This is a genomic window from Niveispirillum fermenti (assembly GCF_048066175.1).
Taxonomy (GTDB): domain Bacteria; phylum Pseudomonadota; class Alphaproteobacteria; order Azospirillales; family Azospirillaceae; genus Niveispirillum; species Niveispirillum fermenti.
Genome location: NZ_JBLTXA010000028.1, coordinates 21,650 through 38,671 on the forward strand (window position 1 = coordinate 21,650; position 17,022 = coordinate 38,671).

The window sequence follows — 17,022 nt, forward strand, 5'->3', positions numbered from 1 at the left end:
GGGATGGCCCCCCCCGACCTGTCGGCCCTCTCCCTGCCGCCGGCCCGGCTGCTGGCTGATTGCCGTGCGGCCCTGCTGGCGGCCGGCCAGTATCTGGCCATGGCGCGCCATCGCCTGGGTCGCCGTGTGGCGCCGGAGGGACAGGTCGATGCCGGTCTGCTGACCGTCCATCAGCATGCCGCCCATGGCCTAGCCTGGATCGCCACCTATGTCGCCAGCTTGCGCGCCCTGCTGGACTGGGCGGTGGCGCTGGAGGCGCAGGGGGCGCTGACCCCGCCGGAACGGCTGATCCTGTCGGCCGGCTTTGCCGAATATCTTGCCCAGATGGCAGGCGGCATTCCCATGGGCCAGGGAGAGTTCGCCCGGCCTGCCGACCTGGATCTGGGGACCGAGGCCGCCATGCTGTGCGCCAACCCGGCCTGTGCCCGGCTGATGGCCGACGGCAACGGCCCGGCCGTGCGTACCGCGCTGGCCGCCCTGCTGGCCGATGGCCGGTTCGGCGATCCCCGGCATGATGACGAAGTGCTGGGCATGATGGCGGCGCAATTGCGCCGCTTCGTGGCCGACCGGGTGGCCCCGTTTGCCCATGGCTGGCACCGCGACAATGCCTATATCCCGCTGGACATCATTGCGGAAATGGCGGACCTGGGCGTCTTCGGCTTGACCGTGCCGGAGGAATGGGGTGGGTCCGGCCTGGGCAAGCTGGCCATGTGCGTCGCGTCGGAGGAATTGTCGCGCGGCTATATCGGGGTCGGTTCCCTGGGCACGCGGGCGGAAATCGCGGCCGAACTGATCCGGCTGGGCGGTACCCCGGCGCAGAAGGAATGCTATCTGCCGCCCATCGCCCGTGGGGCGTTGCTGCCTACCGCCGTCTTCACCGAGCCGGATACCGGTTCCGATCTTGCCAGCCTGCGCACGCGGGCCGAACGGGTGGAAAAGCCGGATGGCAGCCGCGTCTGGCAGGTGACGGGCAACAAGACCTGGATCACCCACGCCGCCCGCGCCGACATCATGACCCTGCTGGTCCGGACCGACCCGGCGCAGACGGGCTATAGGGGCCTGTCCATGCTGCTGGCGGAAAAGCCGCGCGGTGACGATGCCAACCCGTTTCCGGCCACGGGAATGAGCGGTGGTGAGATCGAGGTGCTGGGTTATCGCGGCATGAAGGAGTTCGAGATCCGGTTCGACCGGTTCGAGGTGCCGGAGGCGAACCTGCTGGGTGGTACGCCGGGCCAGGGCTTCAAGCAATTGATGGAAACCTTTGAAAGCGCGCGCATCCAGACGGCGGCCCGCGCCGTGGGCGTGGCACAGGATGCGCTGGAGGCGGGGCTGGGCTATGCCCTGGACCGTCGCCAGTTCGGCCAGCCCCTCATCCATTTCCCCCGCGTCTCGGGCAAGCTGGCCTGGATGGCGGTGGAAACCATGATGGCGCGCCAGCTTTCCTATGCCGCCGCACGGGCCAAGGATGGCGGCCGGCGCTGCGACATGGAAGCAGGGATGGCCAAGCTGCTGGCTGCCCGCGTCGCCTGGAGCAATGCCGACAATGCCTTGCAGATCCATGGCGGCAACGGTTTCGCCCTGGAATACCGGGTCAGCCGCCTCCTCTGCGACGCGCGCATCCTGTCGATCTTTGAAGGGGCGGCGGAAATCCAGGCGCAGGTGATCGCGCGCGGCCTGCTGGGGCGGGACGCGGCCTGACCGGGGGCGTTCCGTTCTCCGCTCGGCCAGATTGAAGGGGTGAAGCATCAATGACCGATGAAACGCCGGCGCCCGTCCGCATCGACCATGACGGCCCCGTCGCCACCGTCATGCTGGACAGGCCCGACCGGATGAATGCGCTCGACCTTGCCATGCGCCGGGCGCTGGCGGCGGCCTTTGCCGGGCTGGCCGCGGACCCGGCCGTCCGCGTCATCATCGTGACGGGCGGGGACAGGGTTTTCGCGGCGGGGGCCGATCTGCGGCTGCTGGCGGACAAGGGACCGGCGGCCGTGCGCGACCTTGGCCTGCCCGACCTTTGGCGGCCGCTGGCCGATTGTCCCAAGCCCGTTGTGGCTGCCGTCGCGGGCCCGGCGCTGGGTGCCGGGTGCGAACTGGCACTGATGTGCGACATGATCGTGGCCGACCGCACGGCCCGCTTCGGCCAGCCCGAGGCGCGGGTCGGCATCATGCCCGGGGCCGGCGGCACGCAACGGCTGGTCCGTGTGCTGGGCAAGCATGTGGCCAGCCATCTGCTGATGACGGGCGGGGTTCTGGACGGCGAGCGGGCCTGCACGCTGGGCCTTGTCTGCGAACTGGCCGATGATGGCGCCGTCCTGGTCGTGGCGCGCCGGCTGGCGGACAGGGTGGCTGCCATGCCGCCGCTGGCACTGGCCGCCATCAAGCGCACCCTGGCCACGGGCGCCGACCTGCCGCTGCCGGCGGCGATGGCGCTGGAGAACAGGGAATTCCTGCTGCTTTTCGATACGGGTGACCAGAAGGAGGGCATGGCCGCCTTCCTGGAAAAGCGGCCGCCCGATTTCAAGGGAAGGTGAGGAACCATGACCAGCGAGATCATCGGTGTCGTCGGCGCCGGTGTCATGGGCCGGGGCATCGCCCAGCTTTTCGTCAGGGCCGGCCATCAGGTTTGCCTGCATGACAGCCGGGAGGGTGCCGCCACGGTCGCGCGCGCGCATGTGCTTTCCATGCTGGACAGGCTGGCCGCCAAGGGGGCGATGACGCAGGCGGATGTGCGTGCCGCGGCCGGACGCCTGCTGCCGGTGCCGGACCTGTCCGGACTGGCCGGCTGCACCCTGGTGGTGGAAGCCATTGTGGAGGATCTGGAGGCCAAGCGTTCCTTGTTCGCGGCCCTGGAAGGGATTGTCGGCGAGGGGTGCCTGCTGGCCAGCAACACCTCATCGCTGACCGTCTCGGCCATCGCTGCCGGCTGCCGCCATCCGGCGCGGGTGGCGGGGCTGCATTTCTTCAACCCCGTGCCGCTGATGCGGATCGCCGAGGTGATCCCCGGCCTGCTGACCGACCCGGCCGTTGCGGACAGGCTGGCGGCGCTGGTGGCGGGGACCGGCCATCGTGCCGTCCTTGCCGCCGACCAGCCCGGTTTCCTGATCAACCATGCCGGCCGCGCGCTTTATACCGAGGGGTTGCGCCTGCTGGAGGAGGGGGTTGCCGGGGTGGCCGATATCGACCGCATCCTGCGGGACACGCTGGGCTTGCGCATGGGACCGTTCGAACTGCTGGACCTGACGGGCCTGGACGTGTCGGGCAAGGTCATGCAGTCCATCTATGAGCAGTTCCAGCATGATCCGCGCTATCGCCCGTCCTCGCTGGTGCCGCCGCGCCTGGCCGCCGGGCTGCATGGTCGCAAGACGGGACGGGGCTTCTACGCCTATGATGACGGGATGAAGCAGGAGCCACCGGAAATGCCGGTCCCGGCCGCCATTTCCGGCACGGCCTGGGTGCAGGATGGCGATGGTGCCGCGACGTTGCGCGCCCTGCTGGCCGCCGGGGGGGCCGCCCTGGCCGATGATCCGGCGGCGGCCGATATCCTGTTCACCCTGCCCTGGGGGATGGATGTGACGGGGGTGGCGGCCGCTGCCGGCCTGGAGGCCGCGCGGCTGGTCGGTGTCGATCCGCTGGGCGGGCTGTCGGGCCGGCTGGTGCTGATGGCGTCACCCGCGACGGACCCGGCCTTGCCGGTCCGGGCCCGGGGCTGGCTGGCTGCCGCGGGGCGGCAGGCAAGCCTGATCGCCGACAGCCCCGGCTTCGTCGCCCAGCGTGTGCTGGCCATGATCGTCAATACCGGTTGCGACATCGCACAAAGATCCATCGCCGCCCCGGCCGATATCGATGCCGCCGTGCGCCTGGGGCTGGGTTATCCCCTGGGGCCGCTGGAATGGGGCGACCGGGTTGGCGCGGCGCGGGTCCTGTCGATCCTGCAAGGGCTTCTGGCCGTCACGGGCGATCCCCGCTACCGGCCCAGCCCGTGGCTGCGCCGCCGCGCCCTGCTGGGCCTGCCGCTGACGGAGGCGTGATCCATGGAGACATTGTTGATCGACATGCCGCTCCCCGGTGTCCGTCGCCTGCGCATCGACCGGCCGGCGGCGCGCAATGCCATCGATGCCACCACGCGGGCGGCCCTGCGCGGGGCCGTGGCGGCTGCGGCGGGCGATCCTGCCGTGCGGGCGCTGGTCATCGCGGGCAATGGCGGCCTTTTCTGCGCGGGCGGCGACCTGGCCAGCCTGTCGGGGCTGGACTATGATGCCGCCCTGGCCCGCATGCGCGACGGGCATGGGCTGGTGGAACGGCTGTGGCATTTCCCCAAGCCGGTTGTGGCGGCCGTGGAACGCTATGCCATTGGTGCCGGCGCGGGGCTGGCGCTGCTGGCCGACCGGATCGTGATGGGAAGCGATGCCGTGCTGGGCCTTCCCTTCCTGAAGCTGGGCCTGGTGCCCGACTGGGGATTGATGGCGACCCTGCCGCGCCGTGCCGGCTGGCCCCTGGCCTGCCGGCTTCTCCAGGATGCGGGCAGCCTGTCGGCCGAAGCCGCCCTGGCGGCCGGTGCCGCCGACGCCGTGGCCGCCCCCGATGCCGTCATGCACGATGCATTGGCAGCGGCGGAACGGCTGGCGGCCCTGCCATCGGCGGCCTTTGCGCTGCTGAAGGCTCGGATGCGGGCAGGCGGGCTGGACCTGCCGGCGGAGGCGCAGGCGCAGGCCCTGTGTCTGGCCGGGCCGGAATTCGCGGAGGGTTACGCCGCCCTGCGTGAACGGCGCCCGCCCCGTTTCCATCCCGGCTGACGGATATCCGCCGTGCCGTACCATATCCCGGTGAGTGCAACTCACTGGGATCCGGTATCAATCCTCCGGCGCGATGGTGACGCGCATGCCGTCCAGCGCCGGGGTCAGCGACACCTGGCAGGACAGGCGGGAATTGTCCCGACGATGGTCGCTGCTGTCCAGCAGGTCGTTCTCGTCCGGTCCGACGGGCGGCAGCACCGGGGTGAAGGCCGGATCGACATAGACATGGCAGGTCGCGCAGGAACAGCAACCACCGCACAGGGCCAGCAGGTCGTCAAAGCCATTGTCGCGCAATATCTCCATGACCGACAGGCCCGCATCCCCTTCCACGGTCCTTTCTTCGCCCTGTCGGGTCGTGACGATCAACCTTGGCATCCTGTTCCCCTTCTTGTCGGCCGCTATCATGACCGGTTGTCAGCAGATCGTTACCAGCACGGCCCCATTGCTGGCAACAATATGCTGCGGTCCTGCGCCGGTCAGGCCGCAGGGGCGGGAAGGGCGGCGATGGTCCCGGCATGGCGGCTCACCGCCGCCCAGCCTTCCGGCGCATCGGCCAGCAAGGCATCGACCAGACCCGCGGCCTGATCATGATCACCCTGGATCAGGGCCTGTTCGATCCGTCCCGCCAGATGCTGCATCCGGCGCAGCCCCATGTTGCCGGCCAGGGAGATCATGCTGTGCGCTTCCCGCCGCAAATGGTCCCAGTTGCCTTCCCGGCGGAGGGTGTCCATCCGGGCGGTACGGTCTTGTGCGGCTTCCAGAAACTGTTCCAGCATCCGGGTCAGTTGAGGCGCGCTGGTGAAATCCAGCAACCTGTCCAGCACGCCGGTTTCCATTATGGATGGCAGGCCGGTATCGTCCCTGCTCTCCTCCTCGCCGCCTGCCCCTGGTTTGCCAGGTTGCGCCGTTGCGCGCGGATGCTGGCCGGCCCAGCGCGACACCGCCTGGCGCAGCGTCGCAGGGGCATAGGGCTTGGAGATATAATCGTCCATGCCGGCCTGCAGGTAGGATTCGCGCATGCCGACCATGGCGTTGGCGGTGACGGCGATGATGGGGGTCCGGTCCATGCCGGTCTGGCTTTCCTGGGTGCGGATCAGGCGGGTGGCTTCGATGCCGTCCATTCCCGGCATCTGGACATCCATCAGGATCAGGTCGTAGCGGCAGGCACCGGCAGCGACCGTCGCTTCCATGCCATCACCCACCAGATCGACGCTATAGCCGTCACGCTCAAGGATCAGGCGGGCCACGTTCTGGTTCACCGGATTGTCGTCGACCACCAGCACGCGCTGACGGCGGTCGGTGGGCGTTGACGGTGCGGCGGCAGGCGTCGGGATGGGTTCGCCGAACAGGCGGCCCAGTGTTTCGCGCAAGGACTGGATGCGGACGGGCTTGGGAATGACGGCGTCGAAGGCGTCGGCAGCGGGGTCGCCCGTATCCAGCCGCCCGGAGGAGGTGACCAGCACCAGCTTGATGCCCGCGAAACTGGGATGGTTGCGCAGCCAGCGGCCCAGCGTGTCCCCGCCCATGCCCGGCATCATATGATCGATCAGGATCACCTTGGGGCAGGTGCCTTCCCGCAGACCCCGTTCCAGTTCCGACATTGCCGTCGGGGCGCCATTCGCCGTCACGGGGAGCATACCCAACTGTTCAAGCTGCCGGCCCAGGATGCGGCGGTTGGTTTCCACATCATCGATCACCAGTGCGCGGTGTCCCTTCAACTGTTTCGGCAGTTCCTTGGTGTCGGGCGGTGCCGCGGCCGCTGGCGGCAGGGCCAGTGTGAAGCTGAAGCGGCTGCCTTCGCCCGCCTGGCTCTCGACCTGGATGTCCCCGCCCATCAGGTCCAGCAATTGCCTGCAGATTGTCAGGCCCAGGCCTGTGCCGCCATAACGGCGGGTGATGGAATTGTCGGCCTGACTGAATTTCTGGAAAAGCTGCTCCATCTGCCCGACCGTCATGCCGATGCCCGTATCGGTCACGGTGAAGCGCAAGGCCGTATGCCCCGCTGCGGTGCCGACTGCACTCTCATCGGTGCGCACATCGATGGTGACACTGCCGCTTTCCGTAAATTTCACGGCATTGCCGGCCAGGTTCAGCAGGATCTGGCGCAGCCGGGTCGGATCGCCGCGATAGGCCCTGTTGACGTCTGGCGCGATATCGGCATTCAGCGAGATGCCCTTCTGCCGCGAACGCGGCGCCAGCAGGGCCACGACCCCGTCCACCATGTCTGCCAGCAGGAAATCGATCGTCTCCAGTTGCAGCTTGCCCGCCTCCAGCTTGGAGACGTCCAGAATGTCGTTGATGATGTAGAGCAGCGCGTCGGCGCTGTCGCGAATCGTCTCCGCGTATCCCTGCTGCTCGGGTGTCAGCGCCGTATCCATCAGCAGGCCCGCCATGCCGATGATGCCGTTCATCGGCGTGCGCACCTCATGGCTCATATTGGCCAGGAACTCCGATTTGGCCTGATTGGCGCGTACTGCCTCGCCACGTGCAGTCTCGGCGGATGCCGCGGATGCCTCTGCCACGCGGCGGGCCCGGTCCAGGTCGGCGGCCAGGGCCTGCAGGTTCCGGGCCTGGTCGCCCAGCCGGTCGCGCGCCGCGCGCAGTTCCTGCTCCTGCGCCACGCGCTGCCCGACTTCACGGGTGGCCGACACGATGCGCTGTCCGGCCCGCGCATCGGCGGCCAGGGCGAATGCCGTTTCCACCCAAATCCAATGCCCGTCGCCATGGCGCATGCGATAGGTCACCGGCGGGCAGGGCATGCCGGCCAGCAGGATTGACAGGCCACGTTCCAGCGTTTGCAGATCATCTTCATGCACCCGGTCCTGCGGCGCGCTGCCCACCAGTTGCTCGGGTGGATGACCCATCATCCAGGTGGCGGTCGGCGACACGTAGAGATAGGTGCCGTCCAGGGCGTGCAGGGCCACCACGTCGCTGCTCTGTTCAGACAGCAGCCGGTATTGCGCATCGCGGGTTGCCAGTTCGGATGCCTGACGCTGCAGGTTGCCGGCCATTTCGTTCACGGCGTCGGCCAGGCGGCCGATCTCCCCGGGACCGGACGGCGCGCGCAGACCCAGTTCGCCTTCGCCCAGCCGCTGCACCGTGCGTGCAAGCTGGCGCAGCGGGTCCAGCACGGTGCGCGACAGACCCAGGTAAAGGGTCAGGATGGCCAGCACGGCCAGCAACAGAACCATGCCCATATGGCGCCGGAATTCCGTCGTGGCATTGGCCAATACCTGCGCGCGGGGATAAGAAATGATGATGTGCATGGCGCCGTTATCCACGGACGCGAACCCCATCAGCCGGTCCACCTCGTCCAGCCCCGGCCCGGTCCAGACACCGCTTTCATGGGTCATTGCCTCCCGGACGAAGGGCAGGTGATCCAGCCGGGTGCCGTCGAGCCCGCGCACCACGGGATAGCGCATCAACAGGGCCCCATCGGCATCCAGCGCCATCAAGGTGGCGCCGGGCGCGCTGGCCAGCGTCCGGGTGGCCAGATCCTCCAGCCCGTCCGTCAGGGCGCCGATGACGGCGACGCCCACCACATGCCGGTCCTGGTCCAGGATAGGCTGTGCATGCACCATGATAGGGCGCCCGCTGACGCGGGAGCGGAGATAGCCGCTGGTGACGGGCACGCCCGTTGCCAGAACCTTCTGGAAATAATCGCGGTCACCCAGATTGACCTTGCTGTCATCCTCCGCCGTGGAACAGACGATCGAACCGTCGGGACGGGCAATGAAGATATGTGACAGCCACGGCTGTATGCTGCGCAGGGTCAGCAGGCTGTGCTGGCAATCCTGGCGCGGCAGGCCGGCGATGCGGGTGGCGACGACATTCACCATCCTCTGCAATCCCAGGATCAGTTCCGTATGTTCACTGGCAGCAAAACGGGCCAGATCCAGGGCGTGGACCATCATCTGCCGTTCCGCGTCGTTGCGCCGTGACTGGTTCTCCACGATCAGAATGGCGGCAAGGGCGGCAATCACCGTTGCCACCAGCAATATCAGGCGCCCGCGCAAGGTGAGGAAATGTACCGCCATAGTGGGTTTGATCCAGGGGGAAGTCGGTCCGCCTGTAACGGCCGACTAACCGCATCATACGCCGATGCACTGACAAACAGAACGTCCCGCCGCGATCGCGGGTCGGTCCATTGGGATAGGCGCAAGAGGTGTGCCTATACGGAATGGGCGCTTGCTTCTGTAGCGTTCGGGGTTAACCTTTAGGCAGGATAATGATGTTAAGCGTCAGGTTGTGTCTGCTGATGTCTGCGTGTGTATGTGCGCCGGGGGCTCGTCTTGGAATTCAACATACTGGGTCTGTGCTTCACCGGTGCCGATGATGGACTGACGATCAGCCATGACCCATGGCTGGTCGCGCTTTCCTATGTGACGGCGGCTTTCGCGTCCTATGTCGCCCTGGACATGGCCGAACGACTGCGTCACGCCGAGGGGCGCTGGCGGGCGGCTTGGCACACCGCGGCCGCTGTGGCGCTGGGCGGTGGCATTTGGGTCATGCATTTCCTGGGCATGCTGGCCCTGCGCGTGGCTTTTCCATTCGGCTTCCACGAGGGGCTGACCCTGCTGTCACTGGCCGTGCCCATCGGTGTCGTGGCCCTGGGCCTGTGGCTGGTGGGGCAGGGAACGGGTCTGCTGCGCCTGTTGCTGGCCGGGGTCATTGTCGGCATGGGTGTCGTGGTCATGCATTACACCGGCATGGCGGCGATGCTGGTGCCTGGCACCATCGCCTATACGCCGGGTCTGTTCTCCCTGTCGGTGATGATCGCGGTGGCGGCGGCCATCGTGGCGCTTTGGCTGGCCCTGACCCCGCAACGCATGGGGTTGCGGGTGGTGGCGGCACTGGTGATGGGCATGGCCATATGCGGCATGCATTATACCGGCATGGAAGCGCTGGTGATCAATATCGACCCCACCCTTCCGGTCGACATGGATGGTCTGCCCCGGCCCCTGCTCGCGGCATTGATCGCTGTCATGGCGTATGGCCTGCTGATCCTGGCCCTGGTGGCCGGCATTGCCGACCGCCGCATCTCCGCCGCGTCCGCGCGTGAGGCCGAGCAGTTGCGCCGCGCCAACCACATCCTGGAAGAGGAGATGCGCGAGCGCCGGCGCGTGGAGGCGGAGCTGGAGCAGGCCCGTCAGGCGCTGGAATGCCGCGTCGCCGAGCGCACCCGCGATCTGGAGGAGGCGCGCCAGCGGGCCGAGGCGGCCAGCCAGGCCAAGTCGGACTTCCTGGCCTCCATGAGCCATGAGCTGCGGACCCCGCTGAATTCCGTCATGGGCTTTTCCCAGCTTTTGCTGTTCAACCGTGCGCGGGAACCGCTGACGCCCAAGCAGGAGCGCGCGGCCACCCAGATCGAAAAGGCGGGTGCCCATCTGCTGCGGCTGATTGATGAGGTGCTGGACCTGGCCAAGGTGGAGGCCGGGCACATGACCTTGTCGCTGGAGCCGGTGGATGCCGCCGCCGTGGCGCGTGACATGGTCACGACGCTGCAGCCCGCGGCGGATGGCGCCAATGTCGGCCTGTCGCTGGAACTGCCGGATGGCCCCGTCAGTGTGGTGGCGGATCAGACACGCCTGACCCAGGTGCTGACGAACCTGACCAGCAATGCCATCAAATACAATGTCCCGGCGGGTCGTGTCGTCCTGTCGCTATCGGAAGGGCCGGAGGGGCGCATCACCCTGGCGGTCAGTGATACGGGCATGGGCATTCCTGCCGACCGCCTGTCTGACCTGTTCCAGCCGTTCAACCGTCTGGGCCGGGAACATGGGGCGGTGGAAGGGACGGGCATTGGCCTGACCATCTGCCAGCGGCTGGTCGAGGCGATGGGGGGCGCCATCGAGGTGGAAAGCCAGGAAGGGAAGGGCAGCCGGTTCTCCTTCCACCTGCCGGCGGCCCGTCTGGCCAGCCTGGCATCTGTGGGACCTGTGGAGCGGGTACAGGCCGGTCCGGCACCGGGTGTGCAGACCATGCTCTATGTGGAAGACAATCCCGCCAACATCCAGCTCATGCGGGACCTGATCGACAGTCTTGGCGGCTTCCGCCTGCTGATCGCCGCCGATCCGGGATCGGGGCTGCATCTGGCCACCACCTACCGGCCCGACATCATGATCCTGGATATCAACCTGCCCGGGATGGACGGGTTCGAACTGTTATCCCGGCTGCGGGCGGACCCCGCCACGGCCGATATCCCGGCGCTCGCCCTGTCGGCCAATGCCCTTCCGCGTGAAGTGGAACGGGGGATTGCTGCCGGCTTCCGCAGCTACCTGACGAAGCCCCTGCGCGTCCCGGAGTTCATGGCCGCGGTGGAGGAGGCTTTGGCGGAGGCACGCAGATGACCCAATTCATCCTCCCGCCTTCGTCCGACATGGAGGATGCGCTTCTGTCGGCGCGCCTGCTCGTCGTTGACGACCTGCCGGCCAATGTCGAACTGCTGCTTGGCATGCTGGAAATGGCGGGCTTCACCGACGTGCAGTCCACCACCGATCCGTTCGAGGGGCTGGCCCTGGCCCAGCACGGGCAGCCCGACCTGGTCCTGCTGGATTACCGGATGCCGGGCCTGGACGGCCCGACCTTCATTTCCCGCCTGAAGGCGGGTTTGGGCACGGAAGCCCCACCTGTCCTGGTCGTGACAGCCCAGAATGACGAGGGCAGCCGGCGCAAGGCACTGGAAGCCGGCGCCCGGGACTATGTGACCAAGCCCTATGCCTTCTGGGAACTGATCGCGCGGTCACGCAATCTTCTGGAACTGCATCTGCTGCACCGGGCCCAGCGCCAGCATTCCGTGCGGCTGGAACAGCAGGTGCTGGAACGCACGGCCGAGCTGGAACGCACGCGGGCGGAAATCATCCGTCGCCTCTGTACAGCCGGGGAGTTCCGGGACGAGGACACGGGCCAGCATGTCACCCGCATCGGCCGGCTGTCGGCCGAACTGGCGGGGCTGGCGGGGCTGGACACCATCTATGTCAACAAGATCGGCAGTGCGGCCCCCCTGCACGATATCGGCAAGATCGGCATCCCCGACAATGTGCTGTTGAAGCCCGGCCGCCTGGACGAGGCCGAATGGGTCATCATGCGCACCCATGCGGAGATCGGTGCCCAGATCCTGGGCGGCAGCGGGTTGAAGCTGCTGGACCTGGCGTCGGAGATCGCCCTGTCCCATCACGAGAAATGGGACGGCAGCGGCTATCCGCGCGGGCTGGCGGGGGAGCACATTCCCCTATCCGGCCGCATCGTGGCCATCTGCGATGTGTTCGACGCCCTGCTGTCGCGCCGGCCCTACAAGGAACCCTGGCCGGTTGAGCGGGTCATCGACCATCTGGCGGCCAGTGCCGGCGCCCATCTCGATCCCGGACTGACACGGCTGTTCCTGGATAATATTGACCGGATGCTGGCCATCCGCGCCGAATTGGCGGACTGATCGCCCGTCACTCGGTCTGCCAGGCAAGGCCCTTGGCCGGCCCTGCCGGGTGGCGGGGCATACCCTGCCACGTGCCCAGATGCAGCAATGCCGTCTCGTAGGAGGTCGTGGCATTGTCCAGGGTGAAATCCTGTACCCGCCGGCGCAGGGCATCTGCGGACACCGGATGGCTCAGGGCGGCATCCATGGCATCGGCCAGCGCCGCCGTGTCGTCAACGGGCACCAGCGGTCCCAGCGCCCCCTGGCGCAGCAATTCGCGCGGGCCGCCAGGGCAATCGGTGGACACCACGGGGCAGCCCAGAGCCATCGCCTCCACCAGCACCCCGGGCATTCCTTCCCAGCGCGAGGACAGAACGAACAGGTCGGCCCCGGCGAACCGGTCGAACGGGTTGCTGACCAGACCGGGAAACTCGACAAGACCGGCGATGCCCAGACTGTCGGCCAGGACATGCAAGGCCGATCGGTCCGGCCCGTCGCCGGCCAGCACCAGCCGTGCCTTGCGCCGGGCCGACAGCAGGGCGAAGGCGTGCAGCAATGTGTCGAATCCCTTCTGCCGCACGAAGCGCCCCATGGCCAGGATGCGGACCGTCCCGTCGCCTGCCGGCAAGGGCCGCCGCGCGGCATGCAGCCGGTCGGGCAGAATGGGGCTGGCCACCGTCAGCACGCGGCCGGCAGGCAGACCGGTCACGCTGACCACGTCGCGCGCGACATCCCCGGATACGGCCAGCACCGCATCCGCCCGGCGCCAAAGCCAGGCTTCCGCTGCGCGGCGGGGGTTGATGGTCGCGTCGTGCCGCCGGGACAGATGATTGCTGGCCCGCAGCACCAGGCGGATGGCGGGCCGGCCGGCCAGCGTATGGGCAAGGACGGACGGAATCACGGCATGATTGGCCATGCCGACCAGCATGTCGGGGCGGTTATGGCGCAGGTAGCGGGAGAGCGGGCGGATGGCAGCGGCAAGATCGCCCGTGCGCACGCCGCCCGATGCAACATCGGGGGCAGGGGAAGGGGCCAGCGGCAGGCGCATCACCCTGGGGCCGACAAGACCGGTTTCCGGGCCGCCATCGACGGCTGTGACCAGATCGATGCGGTGGCCGCGTGCGGCCAGCCCATTCGCCAGCATGATGGTGCGCCGTTGGGCGCCGCCCGTGGAAAGCGAATGCACAAAGAAGGCGAGATGCATGGATAAGGGGCCCCCTCAGACCCTTCAGGCGGTTGTGCCTGCCGCCCGTCTCCATTCCTGTGGGGCGGTCGATATGGCGCCGCAGCATACCGCGTGTGCCTGACAATTTTCTGACGGGGCCATGACCGGACCGTGACGCGGATCGCGGAACAGCATTACAAAAAGTTTATGATCTTTTTGGCGCAGGGCTTTGCCGGGCCGGGCGTATAAGGTGTTGTGAAACCTTGCCCACCTGCCCAAAGACAGGATACGCAACCCGTGAGCACCCATCCGCCCAAGGCCACCCAAAGCCGGACTGGCCGCCGTAAGTCCCTTTCTTTTTTCCGACGCCGATCATTCATGGCCATAGTGGGTGTCGGGCTTGCCGCGGGTGCGGCCTGGTGGTTCCTCGGGCGTGACGACGGGGGCGGGGAGACCGCCCAGTTTCTGACCGCGCGGGTTGAGCGGGGCAATATCGAGGACAGCGTGACGGCGCTGGGCAATCTCCAGCCCCGTGATTATGTCGATGTCGGCACCCAGGTATCCGGCCAGTTGCGCATCGTCCATGTGGAGGTCGGGCAGGATGTGAAGCAGGGCGACCTGCTGGCGGAGATCGACCCCACGGTTTACGAGGCACGGGTGGAGGCCGACCGTGCGCAACTGGACAATCTGGCGGCACAGCTTATCCAGCGGGAAGCCGAGCTGGATCTGGCCCGCCTGCAATTCACGCGGCAGAAGAATCTGCTGGCTGAAAACGCGACCAGCCAGGACAGCTTCCAGAGCGCGGAGAAGACCCTGCGCGCTGCGGAGGGTGCCGTGAAGGCCGTGCAGGCCCAGATCCGTCAGACCAACTCCACCCTGCGCGGGGACGAGGCCAATCTGGGCTATACCAAGATCTATGCCCCCATGTCGGGCACGGTCGTTTCACAGAATTCCAAGCAGGGCCAGACCCTGAATGCCAACCAGTCGGCCCCCATCGTGGTCCGCATCGCCGATCTGTCGGTGATGACCGTGACGACGCAGGTTTCCGAAGCCGACGTGTCGCGACTGCGCATCGGCATGCCCGCCTATTTCACGACGCTGGGCCGGCCGGATCGCCGCTGGACGGGCACGCTCGCCAAGATCAACCCGACCCCCGAAATCGTGAACAATGTCATCCTCTACAACGCGCTGTTCGATGTGGAGAATCGGGGCGGCGATCTGATGACGCAGATGACGGCGCAGACCTTCTTCATCGCCGCCGCCGCCCAGGATGTGCTGCGCGTGCCTGTGGCCGCCTTGCAGCAGCGTGGCTCCGGCCCCGCCGGGGGTGCCGCCGACGGGGAGCGCCGCCGCCAGCGTCCGGCCGCCCCGGCCGGGGAGACTGCCCCCACCGGCGCCGCACCGCCCGAGGCCGCCCCCGCCGATGGCCAGCCGCGTGGCCGCCCGCGCATGGCGCAGGTGCTGAAGGCCGATGGCACGGTGGAGGAACGGCGCATCATGATCGGCGTCAGCGACCGCGTGAATGCGGAGGTGCTGTCCGGCCTGCAGGAAGGGGAGACCATCGTGGTCGGCCGCCGCCCGTCCGCCGGACAGTTGCAGGCGCAGCGTAACCAGCAGCAGCAGAACATGCAGCGCATGCGGCCGCCGGGGATGCTATGAGCACGCCACACGCCAACGGTGGGGTCACACCGCTGATCGAACTGGTGGACATCACCAAGACCTATTCCAACGGCGATCTTGCGGTGCAGGTGCTGAAAGGCGTCTCGCTGAAGATCCATCCGGGGGAATTCGTGGCCATCATGGGCGCGTCGGGTTCCGGCAAGTCGACCCTGATGAATATCCTGGGCTGTCTGGACCGGCCGACCACGGGGCAGTATCTGTTCGACGGGCGGGACGTATCCACCTTCGACCGCGACATGCTGGCCCTGCTGCGGCGCGAGGCGTTCGGCTTCGTGTTCCAGAGCTATAACCTGATCCCCATGGCCACGGCGGCGGAGAATGTCGAGGTCCCCGCCGTCTATGCCGGCATGGGGCGTCAGGCGCGACAGGAGCGGGCGGGCGAATTGCTGTCCGCCCTGGGGTTGGCCGACCGCATGGACCACAGGCCCAGCCAGCTTTCCGGCGGCCAGCAGCAGCGCGTGTCCATCGCGCGCGCGCTGGTCAATGGCGGTCAGGTGATCCTGGCCGACGAACCGACGGGCGCCCTGGACAGCCGCAGCGGCGAAGAGGTGATGCGCCTGTTGAGCGATCTGGCGTCGCGCGGCCACACCGTCATCCTGATCACCCACGACCGTGACGTGGCCGGCAATGCCCGCCGGCTGGTGGAGATAAAGGACGGGCAGATCGTGGCCGACGGCCCGACCCCGCATGCGCTGGAGGCCGCGGCCCCGCCGCCCGTGCCCGTGCATCCCGTGACCGTTCCGGAACCGGGACAGGATAGCGGCTGGACCGTGTGGGAACTGGCGGAGGCCTTCCGCATGGCCCGCCGCGCCCTGTCGGCCAATCTCTACCGCACGGTGCTGACGCTGCTGGGCATCGTCATCGGCGTGGCATCGGTGGTGACCATGCTGGCCGTGGGCAACGGGTCGGAAAGGGCCATGGTGGAGCGGATCAGCGCCATGGGCACGAACCTGCTGGTCATCCGCCCCGGCGCGCCGGGACAGCGCAATGCCAATGGCGTGGCCACCCTGGTGCCGGAGGATGCCGACGCCATCCACGGCATCCCCAACGTCATCGTGGCCGTGCCGGAATATAGCGGCAACATGACGGCCCGCGCCGGCAACATGGACTATCAGACCCAGGTGACGGCCACCAGTCCCGGCATGCAGCAGGCCCGGGCCTGGGAAATGGCGGCCGGCACCTTCTTCGACGATGCCGCGGAGGACAGCTATGCCCCCGTCGCCGTCATCGGTCAGACCGTGGCCAACAACCTGTTCGCCGGCGCCGATCCCGTGGGTCAGTACATCCTGCTGCGCAATGTGCCGTTCCAGGTGATCGGCGTCCTGGCACCGAAGGGTGCCAGTCCGGTCGGCCAGGATCAGGATGATGTCGTGTTCGTGCCGCTGACCACGGGCAGCTATCGCGTGTTCGGCCAGCGCAACCTGCGCTCCATCACGGTGCTGGTCGATGATCTCTCGATCATCGGGGAGACGGAGGCCCTGATCACCAGCCTTCTGACCGCCCGCCACCAGGCAGAGGATTTCCAGGTCCGCAACACGGCCTCCTTCATCGACACGCTGTCGGCCATGCGCCAGACCATGACCATCCTGCTGGGCTCCATCGCGGCGATCTCGCTGCTGGTGGGCGGCATCGGGGTCATGAACATCATGCTGGTGAACGTGACGGAACGGACACGGGAAATCGGTATCCGTATGGCCACCGGCGCCCGTGCCCGGCATGTCATGCAGCAATTCCTGCTTGAAGCGCTGCTGGTATCGGCGCTGGGCGGGGTGATCGGCGTGGCGCTGGGCATTTCCGTGTCGCTGCTGTTGACCTTCTTCGGGGTCGACATCCAGCTGACCCTGCCCCCCATGATGCTGGCCTTCGGCTGTGCCTTCGCCACGGGCCTGATCTTCGGCTACACGCCCGCCCGCCGGGCCGCCCTGCTGGACCCCGTCGTGGCCCTGGCGGCCGACTGACCCTTTTTCCGGATC

The 17,022-nt window shown here is 67.6% G+C and carries 11 protein-coding genes; 8 read left to right on the top strand and 3 right to left on the bottom strand.

What is annotated here, in order from left to right; translation table 11 throughout:
* Positions 1–3: 3 nt before the first annotated feature.
* The 4 genes from ACM9LZ_RS20200 to ACM9LZ_RS20215 are packed head-to-tail and all read left to right on the top strand — an operon-like array spanning position 4 to position 4,793.
* Positions 4–1,698 carry an acyl-CoA dehydrogenase family protein gene (locus tag ACM9LZ_RS20200; RefSeq protein ID WP_416621324.1) on the top strand — a complete coding sequence of 565 codons (1,695 nt, stop codon included), beginning with the start codon at positions 4–6 and terminating at the stop codon, positions 1,696–1,698.
* A 50-nt stretch (positions 1,699–1,748) separates the two neighbouring features.
* Positions 1,749–2,531 (top strand): enoyl-CoA hydratase-related protein, encoded by a 783-nt coding sequence (locus ACM9LZ_RS20205; RefSeq protein WP_416621325.1) that lies wholly within the window; start codon positions 1,749–1,751, stop codon positions 2,529–2,531.
* A 6-nt stretch (positions 2,532–2,537) separates the two neighbouring features.
* The gene (locus ACM9LZ_RS20210; RefSeq protein WP_416621326.1) at positions 2,538–4,028 is read left to right on the top strand and encodes a 3-hydroxyacyl-CoA dehydrogenase; all 1,491 of its coding nucleotides are present in this window, start codon (positions 2,538–2,540) and stop codon (positions 4,026–4,028) included.
* Between the two features lie 3 nt (positions 4,029–4,031).
* On the top strand, positions 4,032–4,793 hold the full coding sequence (locus ACM9LZ_RS20215; protein WP_416621327.1) for an enoyl-CoA hydratase/isomerase family protein: 762 nt from the start codon (positions 4,032–4,034) through the stop codon (positions 4,791–4,793).
* 57 nt (positions 4,794–4,850) lie between these two features.
* Here the strand turns inward: ACM9LZ_RS20215 and ACM9LZ_RS20220 are convergent, their stop codons facing one another.
* A complete protein-coding gene (locus ACM9LZ_RS20220; protein ID WP_416621328.1) occupies positions 4,851–5,159 on the bottom strand; it encodes a 2Fe-2S iron-sulfur cluster-binding protein in 309 nt (102 codons plus the stop codon).
* Between the two features lie 110 nt (positions 5,160–5,269).
* Entirely contained in the window at positions 5,270–8,830 is a 3,561-nt protein-coding gene (locus ACM9LZ_RS20225) for a response regulator (protein ID WP_416621329.1), read from the bottom strand.
* A 255-nt stretch (positions 8,831–9,085) separates the two neighbouring features.
* Between ACM9LZ_RS20225 and ACM9LZ_RS20230 the strand changes: the two genes are divergently transcribed.
* Positions 9,086–11,143 (top strand): MHYT domain-containing protein, encoded by a 2,058-nt coding sequence (locus ACM9LZ_RS20230; protein ID WP_416621330.1) that lies wholly within the window; start codon positions 9,086–9,088, stop codon positions 11,141–11,143.
* Complete coding sequence (locus tag ACM9LZ_RS20235) at positions 11,140–12,225, top strand: HD domain-containing phosphohydrolase (protein WP_416621331.1); 1,086 nt, start codon at positions 11,140–11,142, stop codon at positions 12,223–12,225. The genes ACM9LZ_RS20230 and ACM9LZ_RS20235 overlap by 4 nt, the downstream gene beginning before the upstream one ends.
* A 7-nt stretch (positions 12,226–12,232) precedes the next feature.
* Here the strand turns inward: ACM9LZ_RS20235 and ACM9LZ_RS20240 are convergent, their stop codons facing one another.
* Positions 12,233–13,408, bottom strand: coding sequence for a glycosyltransferase (locus ACM9LZ_RS20240; RefSeq protein WP_416621332.1), 1,176 nt, complete (start codon positions 13,406–13,408; stop codon positions 12,233–12,235).
* Between the two features lie 339 nt (positions 13,409–13,747).
* On the opposite strand from ACM9LZ_RS20240, the gene ACM9LZ_RS20245 reads away from it, so the two are divergent.
* A complete protein-coding gene (locus tag ACM9LZ_RS20245) occupies positions 13,748–15,028 on the top strand; it encodes an efflux RND transporter periplasmic adaptor subunit (protein ID WP_416621333.1) in 1,281 nt (426 codons plus the stop codon).
* The gene (locus tag ACM9LZ_RS20250) at positions 15,025–17,007 is read left to right on the top strand and encodes a MacB family efflux pump subunit (RefSeq protein ID WP_416621334.1); all 1,983 of its coding nucleotides are present in this window, start codon (positions 15,025–15,027) and stop codon (positions 17,005–17,007) included. Before ACM9LZ_RS20245 ends, ACM9LZ_RS20250 begins: the two co-directional genes overlap by 4 nt.
* Positions 17,008–17,022 lie beyond the last annotated feature (15 nt).